The 7,651-nt window shown below is 45.7% G+C and carries 5 protein-coding genes, 2 tRNA genes and 1 rRNA gene; all 8 read left to right on the top strand.

The annotated features are described in order from the left end of the window. Positions 1-198 (top strand): 23S ribosomal RNA (locus B5F87_RS12230); the annotation flags it as partial. Positions 199-295: 97 nt separating this feature from the next. Then, a tRNA-Gly gene (locus tag B5F87_RS12225) sits at positions 296-367 on the top strand. A gap of 107 nt (positions 368-474) precedes the next feature. Further along, positions 475-546: transfer RNA gene (locus B5F87_RS12220), tRNA-Gln, on the top strand. Positions 547-753: 207 nt separating this feature from the next. After that, complete coding sequence (locus B5F87_RS12215) at positions 754-1,257, top strand: SEC-C metal-binding domain-containing protein (protein WP_087281420.1); 504 nt, start codon at positions 754-756, stop codon at positions 1,255-1,257. Positions 1,258-1,365: 108 nt separating this feature from the next. Then, entirely contained in the window at positions 1,366-2,463 is a 1,098-nt protein-coding gene (locus tag B5F87_RS12210) for a hypothetical protein (RefSeq protein WP_087281418.1), read from the top strand. A 16-nt stretch (positions 2,464-2,479) separates the two neighbouring features. Further along, complete coding sequence (locus tag B5F87_RS12205) at positions 2,480-4,138, top strand: putative manganese-dependent inorganic diphosphatase (RefSeq protein ID WP_087281416.1); 1,659 nt, start codon at positions 2,480-2,482, stop codon at positions 4,136-4,138. 301 nt (positions 4,139-4,439) lie between these two features. Continuing rightward, positions 4,440-6,854, top strand: a complete 2,415-nt coding sequence (locus tag B5F87_RS12200) for an ATP-dependent DNA helicase (RefSeq protein ID WP_087281414.1) — start codon at positions 4,440-4,442, stop codon at positions 6,852-6,854. 111 nt (positions 6,855-6,965) lie between these two features. Continuing rightward, positions 6,966-7,649, top strand: coding sequence for a DNA/RNA nuclease SfsA (gene sfsA / locus B5F87_RS12195; protein ID WP_087281412.1), 684 nt, complete (start codon positions 6,966-6,968; stop codon positions 7,647-7,649). Positions 7,650-7,651: the final 2 nt, after the last annotated feature.

Below are 7,651 nucleotides of genomic sequence, written 5' to 3'. Positions count from 1 at the left end.
ATGCCAATGGCACGGCTGGGTAGCCAAGACGGGGAGGGATAAACGCTGAAGGCATCTAAGCGTGAAGCCCCCCTCAAGATGAGATCTCCTAGCAGAAATGTGAGAGACCCCTTAGAGACAATGAGGTAGATAGGGCAGGGGTGGAAGTGCAGCGATGCATGGAGCTGACTGCTACTAATCGGTCGAAAGCTTGACCTAAAGCGGAGCAACCACATCGAGGAAACGAAGTTTCCGAGATGACCGCTCAAATAATCTGATAACCTGTGTGTAGTTTTCAAGGGTACATCCCTTATATGCACGAGTGGCTCAGTGGTGGAGTATCGCCTTGCCAAGGCGAGGGTCGCGGGTTCGAATCCCGTCTCGTGCTTTAAAACTGGATTATTCCAGTTTTTTTATGAAAAAGAATTCTGATAAAAAGAATTCTGCTTTATTTCTTATCTACAGGGATTTTTTCCCTGTTTCTATATATAATATAGCGCTATCGCCAAATGGTAAGGCACTGGATTCTGATTCCAGCATTTCCAGGTTCGAATCCTGGTAGCGCTGCTAGAAAACTATCTGATAAAATGATTTCTGTCAGATAGTTTTTTTATTACATCAGAACTCTTTGTTATTTCACCGGAAAATACTTTGCTGGCGAAAACACATTGTATTCTCTGACTTTTTTTGATATAATACCATAAAATGCGCTGCAGGAACCGCGTATGGTTTATGGCCAGCGGATAAGCAAGATAACTGAAAGGAAAGTGAATTATGTCTTTATTAAAAGATTGGCGGGAATTCGCCTACAGTCATGATGACAGAACACAGGAAGGACAGCGTTTCTGGATTGATTATTTCCAGCAGGAGAAGGCTGTATATGAGCAGATTCTTTCGACACCGGATGAGCCGGTGAGCGGTACAGTGGCAGAACTGGCCGAGAAGTTTAACATGGAGCTGACATATTTTGTCGGATATCTGGACGGTATCAATGACAGTTTGAAGACTCCGAATCCTATCGAGGAGATGGATGAAAACACGGTAGTTTCTCTTGATTATGATAAGGAGAAATTATACTATAATATGGTAGGAGCCAGAGCAGAATGGCTGTATAATCTGGAGCAGTGGGATAATCTGCTGACACCGGAGCGCAGAAAGGAACTGTATCGTGAACAGAAGAGTTCAACAACAGTTGTGAAGCCTCCTAAGATCGGACGAAATGATCCATGTCCATGCGGAAGCGGCAAAAAATATAAAAAATGCTGTGGCAGAAACTAAAATAAATAAAAAGTGACAGTTCAGCATCCGGTTTACATCACAGGATGCTGATTTTTTTACACGAAACTCGGATGTTCATACAGATGCGATTAGCAGAATGGAGAGAGTATGCAAAACAAATATAATGCGATGCAGGCCGATATTGTGCTGGGAGATATGGAAGCGTCGTCAGTTATGCAGAAGACCCCGGTGGAAACCGTGAAATCCATATTGAGCAGAATAGGAATAGAGTTTGAGGAAGGTTTACCAAAAGAGACTTATATCACTGCATGGAAAGAAGAATTTTATAATAACAGCGAGTGGATCCTGAAAATGATTCCCCGGCATTTTCTGGAATTTCTGCTGTCCGTCTGGGAAAAAAGCGAAATAGAAATTAGTCTGGAAGAGTGGGATTATCTGGAATATTTAAAAATTTTCGGGCTGGTTACATACAAAAAAGGTAATCCTATTACCGATGAGCCTAATGTTATTTATATTATTCCCGAGATGAGGGATCGGTTTTATTTTTTGCTGAAAAGCAAAAAGAGCAGGGCACTTATGGAACAATACGAAGAGTGGGAAAAGATCATCTGCGGCCTGATGTATTATTATGGAATGACGGAAGTCCCGGTTCTCCATGAATCATTCATGCGGGCGACAAAACGTATGCTCCCGTACGGGGAATTCGTAACGTTTTTAAAATGCCGCTGCCCGCTCTGGTCCTTTGGCGTGCTTCTCAGAGACGTTCAAAAAAAGAAAAATTATTATCAATGCGTCAACGTGGAAAATCCGGAAATACTGTTGATGTATATTCAGCAGCACAATGATTTATCATATAAAAATATTGAGAAAGAAGATCTGTTTTATATCAGCGAAGCAGCGGGAATAGATAACCGGTGGAGAGGCGTTTCCGAACTGGGCTCTTTCATGATAGATGAAATGCATATGAATTATTACCGGGCAACAGTAATGGTAAAAACCCTTCTTCTCATGATTCAGAACGGATGTGAATGGGGAGATTTGAAGGAAAAAATGGCGGTGCTGCATTTTGAATCGGCAGAAATAGAAGAGAAGATTCATGATATAGTAAAGACTCTATATGAATATACGCCGCTCTATGAATTAAAGGGATATTCAAGAAAAGAATATGAGAAAATGTTCCGCCAAAAACAGTTGAAAAAGAAAAGAGAAATGTTTACAATTATAAATGGAAGAAAAAGAGAATAACAGGAGGGTGTTTTCTATGGGTGACAAAAAGAATGTATATGTAATCGGACATAAAAATCCGGATACAGACAGTATCTGCGCGGCCATTTCCTATGCTTATCTGAAAAATGAGATAGCTGCCAGAGACGGTCTGGACTATTTCTATATTCCTGCCAGAAACGGTCATGTCAATGAAGAGACACAGTTTGTTTTAAAACATTTTGATGTACCGCAGCCGCTTTATCTGACAGATATCCGTCCGCAGGTACTTGACATTGAGATCAGAAAAACTGCAGGAATTTCTGCGGATTTATCGCTGAAAAAAGCATGGGATATCATGCGTACATCAAGAATAGTTTCTTTGCCGATTCTCAATAACGAGGAGCTTGCAGGAATCATTACAGTCGGTGATATTGCTTATTCAGACATGGATGTATATGACAATATGATTCTGTCAAAAGCGGGAACCAGCTATAAAAATATTGTGGAAACCATCGATGGAGAGATGGTTGTCGGTGATATGGATGGCAATTTTGATGAAGGACATGTTCTGATCGCCGCGGCTAACCCTGATATGATGGAAGACATCATTGAGCCGTATGATATGGTTATTCTGGGTAACCGCTATGAGTCACAGTTATGTGCCATTGAGATGGAAGCGCAGTGTATCATTGTCTGCATGGGCGCTCCGGTATCTAAAACAATCCGCAAGCTGGCAAAAGAACGTGGCTGCCGTATCATCGTCAGCCCGTATGACACATACATTGTGGCGAGACTTATCAACCACAGTATGCCGGTAAGGTATTTTATGACAACAGAGAATCTGACAACCTTCCGTACCGTGGACTTTGTGGACGACATTCAGGAGATCATGGCAAAGAAACGGTTCCGTGATTTCCCGATCGTGGATACACAGAATAAATATGTCGGCATGATCTCCCGCCGGAACCTGCTGGATCTGGACAGAAAGAGAATCATCCTTGTGGACCACAATGAGAAGACACAGGCAGTGGATGGTTTTGAAGAGGCAGATATTCTGGAGATCATCGATCACCATAGACTGGGCAATTTGGAGACCAATGCGCCTTTGTTTTTCCGTAATCAGCCGGTGGGATGTACTTCCACTATCGTGACGCAGATGTACATGGAAAATGACATCAGCATTCCGCCATATATCGCCGGTCTCATGTGCTCCGCTATTATTTCGGATACGTTAATGTTCCGGTCTCCGACCTGTACGGCCATTGACCGTCTCATTGCAGAGAAGCTTGCAGGTATTGCGGAGATAGATATCGAAGATTATGCGAAGAATATGTTTGATGCCGGCAGCAATCTGACAGCGAAATCTGCAAAAGAAATTTTCTATCAGGATTTCAAGAAATTCAATGATAATAAGATTAATTTTGGCGTAGGTCAGATCAGCGCCATGAATAAAGAACAGCTTTCCGCCTGCAAAGAAAAGCTTCTTACCTATATGGCGGAAGTAAAAGACAGCTATAAGCTGGATATGCTGTTCTTCATGCTGACAGATATTCTCACAGAGTCAACCGAGCTTCTGCTCCTTGGCGATATGTGTAAGGAAGTTTTGGAGGGAGCTTTCCCGGTAAAGGTTGAGGGAACGTCCGTGGAGCTGCCAGGAGTTGTATCAAGGAAGAAACAGTTAATACCGGCGATTTTGGGACAGCTTCCGAAATAGAGAATAGTTTTGCTTTCAAATGAAAGAATATTGCTGTTTTCAAAAATAATACACAATGTTACTGGGAATTGAACAATTTTTTCCTCTAGTTTAACATGAAATTTTAACGGAAGTAGTGTATTATAATAAAAGTAATCCCCTAAGTTAAAGGTTAGTATTATATGGAAGATGTCCACAGTGAGTTTTGCCCCTCATTGTGGACATTTTTCATTTATAGAAAAAAATTTTTCGTTTGAAATATTTTTCATTAAGATATGAAGAAAAAATGAAATAAAAGCACAGGGAGAAAAGGAAATTAGAAATGTTGTCTTATCAGAATAACATGGTAAAAACCTCCGTGCGGAAACTGGTGGAATTTTTTCTGCGCAGCGGCGATATTGAGACGGGGAGCAGTCTGGTCTCCGATCCGGAAGCGATGCAGGAGGGAAGTCGTCTGCACCGGAAAATTCAGCGTTCCAAAAAAGCAGGGTACCGCAGCGAGGTGCCCCTGAAAATGAGCTGGCGCCGGGACGGTTACGAGCTGGTGCTGGAAGGCCGGGCGGACGGCATCGATTCGGCGGAGTACGAGGACGTCGACGCACGGGATGAGAACGAAAGCGCTGTCAGGCGCGTCCCCCTCATCGATGAAATAAAATGTGTGTATAAGGACGTCCGGCAGATCGAGGAGGCGGAGCCCCTCCATCTTGCCCAGGCCAAGTGCTACGCCTATATGCACGCCGGCCCTGCGGGACATAAGGATGTGCTTGTACAGATCACTTACTGTAACATGGAGACAGAGGAAATCAAATATATCACGCAGCATTACGATATGGAGGAGTTGGCGCAGTGGTTTGACGATCTGATGGATCAATATAAACTGTGGGCCGATATGTATGTGGAAGCGAGACGGCGGCGGGATGACAGTATCAAAGCAATGGTTTTTCCGTTTTCCTACCGGCCCGGGCAGAAAAAGCTGGCTGCCATGGTTTATCGTTCCATCAATGATGGGAGAAATATTTTTCTGCAGGCACCCACAGGAGTGGGAAAGACCATCTCTACCCTGTATCCTGCCCTGAAAGGCCTGGGGGAGGGAAAGGCGGAGCGGGTTTTTTACCTGACGGCCAAGACCATCACCCGGACGGTGGCGGAGCAGACCCTTCTGCTGCTGCAAAAACAGGGGCTTTCCATGAAAGCGGTGACCATCACCGCCAAGGAGCGCATTTGTGATAATGAAGTGATGGAATGTAACCCGGCGGCATGTGCGAAAGCCCGCGGACATTTCGACCGGATTAACGGGGCGCTTTATGCGCTGCTGACAGAGAGGGAGATTATACGCCGGGAGGATATTCTGGAATACAGTGAAAAATATCAGGTATGCCCCTATGAACTTTCCTTCGAGGCGGCCGGGTGGGCGGACTGCATCACCTGCGATTATAATTATGTGTTTGATCCTCATGTTAACCGTAAAAGCCTGTTTGGAGAAAAAAGCGGCAGTGTGCTTCTCATTGACGAGGCCCATAATCTTCTTGACAGAGCACGGGAAATGTATAGTGCTGTTCTTAAGAAAGAAGACTTTGTGAGAATGAAAAAGTTGTTCCGCGATAAAAATAAAAGTATCGTCAGAAAGCTGCAGAACTGCAACCGTGAGCTTCTGCGCATGAGTAAAAATGTGGAGGAGATTGCAGAGAACATTGACAGTCTCTATTATCCGCTGTTCTGGCTGCTGGGTACCATGGAAGATTATCTGAAGGATCATCCGGAGATGGAAAACCGGGAGGAAGCGGTGGAGTTTTATTTTCAGGCAAGACATTTCTTTATGATCCTGGATACCATGGAAGACGGATATGAGATATACGGTGAAGGCGGGGGAACTCATCTGAAAGTGCACCTGTTCTGCGTGGACCCCTCCTCCCGGCTGGCGGAATATCTGGAAAAATGCCGGGCAGGCATCTTTTTTTCTGCCACCCTTCTGCCCATCCGGTACTACCGGCAGCTTCTGGGCGGCAGCGGTTCCATGGACGCATTCAGCGTGTCATCGCCATTTGAGAAGGAACGGAGACTGCTCGCTGTCGCGTCGGATGTGACCAGCCGCTACAGCCGGAGGGGAACGGAACAATATCAGAAGATGGTGCGGTATCTGGAGGAGACAATCTCTGTGAAACCGGGAAATTATATGATTTTCTTCCCGTCCTATGAGATGCTGTCGCAGGTTCTTGCGCTGGCGGAGGAGAGCACCCTGTCTCTGGCCGCCGATTTTCTCGTGCAGAGTACGTCGATGAGCGAGACGGAGCGGGAGGAGTTTCTTGACGCTTTTCGGGAAGAGAACAGCAAGTCTCTCATAGGATTCTGTGTGTTGGGAAGCATTTTCTCCGAAGGCATCGACCTGACAGGCCGCCGTCTCATCGGCGTGATGATCGTTGGGACCGGGATTCCGCAAATCTGTGAAGAACGGGAACGGATCCGGGTGTATTTTGACAGGAAGGGCAAAAAGGGGTATGATTATGCGTACCGGTATCCAGGCATGAATAAAGTTTTGCAGGCGGCGGGGCGCGTGATACGTACTGCCGAAGATACAGGGACTATACTTCTGATGGATGACCGTTTTTTGCTGAGGGAAAATCAAATGCTTCTGCCGGAGGAATGGGACAGCTACTATGAGGTGAATCTTTACAATTATGAAAAGGTACTGGAACAGTTCTGGGAGAAAGTGCAGGAAACGTTTATGACAGAAGAATAAAATCCGGAGATGACTTTATGCCGGGATGATTTCAGAAAATACCGGCGATAATACAGACATTTTGATAAACAGAGAAGAAAAATATAAAATAACATATCAGAGAAAGAGAAAATGAGATATAATAACTTACAGGAGGCAGTTTTCTTAAAAAGGCCCAATCGGTTCAGAGCACATATCTGCATTGGCGGCCAGGAAGAGATCTGTCATGTGAAAAACACAGGAAGACTGGGAGAGCTCCTTCTGCCGGGCGTTCCGGTTCTGGTGGAACCGGCGGCGGAGGGCAGCAGCCGCAAGACAAAGTATTCGTTAATCTGTGTGAAGAAGGATGGGCAGTGGGTCAACATTGATTCCCAGGCGCCCAACCGTCTGGCAGAAGAATGGATTGCGGAAGGCGGTCTGTTAGAGGACGTTACATTTATAAAGAGAGAGCAGAAATACGGCAGCTCCCGCTTTGACCTCTATGTGGAGGCCGCCGGAGAGAAATGGTTCATCGAAGTGAAGGGCGTGACCCTCAACGTCGGCGGAACTGCCATGTTCCCGGACGCTCCCACCGAACGGGGAAAGAAGCACGTGGAAGAGCTCATCGCCTGTCAGAAGGACGGGTACCGCGCCGGCATCCTTTTTGTGATTCAGATGAAAGGAGTCAGCCGGTTCACACCATTTGAGGAAAGACAGCCGGAGTTCGCGGAAGCGCTTCGCCTGGCACAGAAGGCGGGCGTCATGATCCGCGCGGTGGACTGCATTGTGGAGAGAGACGGCATCCGGATCGACAATGATGTCGCCGTCCGGCTGTGAAG

Origin of the sequence: Eubacterium sp. An3 (genome assembly GCF_002159465.1) — a bacterium.
Classification (GTDB): domain Bacteria; phylum Bacillota; class Clostridia; order Lachnospirales; family Lachnospiraceae; genus Anaerobutyricum; species Anaerobutyricum stercoris.
The sequence above is the reverse complement of the archived record's forward strand: the minus strand, read 5'-3'. Positions and strand labels throughout refer to the sequence as shown.

Bases quoted from the DNA above. Each gene is read 5' to 3' on its own strand.
- B5F87_RS12210 (WP_087281418.1), top strand. From the start codon at position 1,366: ATGCAAAACAAATATAATGCGATGCAGGCCGATATTGTGCTGGGAGAT.
- B5F87_RS12200 (WP_087281414.1), top strand. From the start codon at position 4,440: ATGTTGTCTTATCAGAATAACATGGTAAAAACCTCCGTGCGGAAACTG.
- B5F87_RS12215 (WP_087281420.1), top strand. From the start codon at position 754: ATGTCTTTATTAAAAGATTGGCGGGAATTCGCCTACAGTCATGATGAC.
- sfsA (WP_087281412.1), top strand. From the start codon at position 6,966: ATGAGATATAATAACTTACAGGAGGCAGTTTTCTTAAAAAGGCCCAAT.
- B5F87_RS12205 (WP_087281416.1), top strand. From the start codon at position 2,480: ATGGGTGACAAAAAGAATGTATATGTAATCGGACATAAAAATCCGGAT.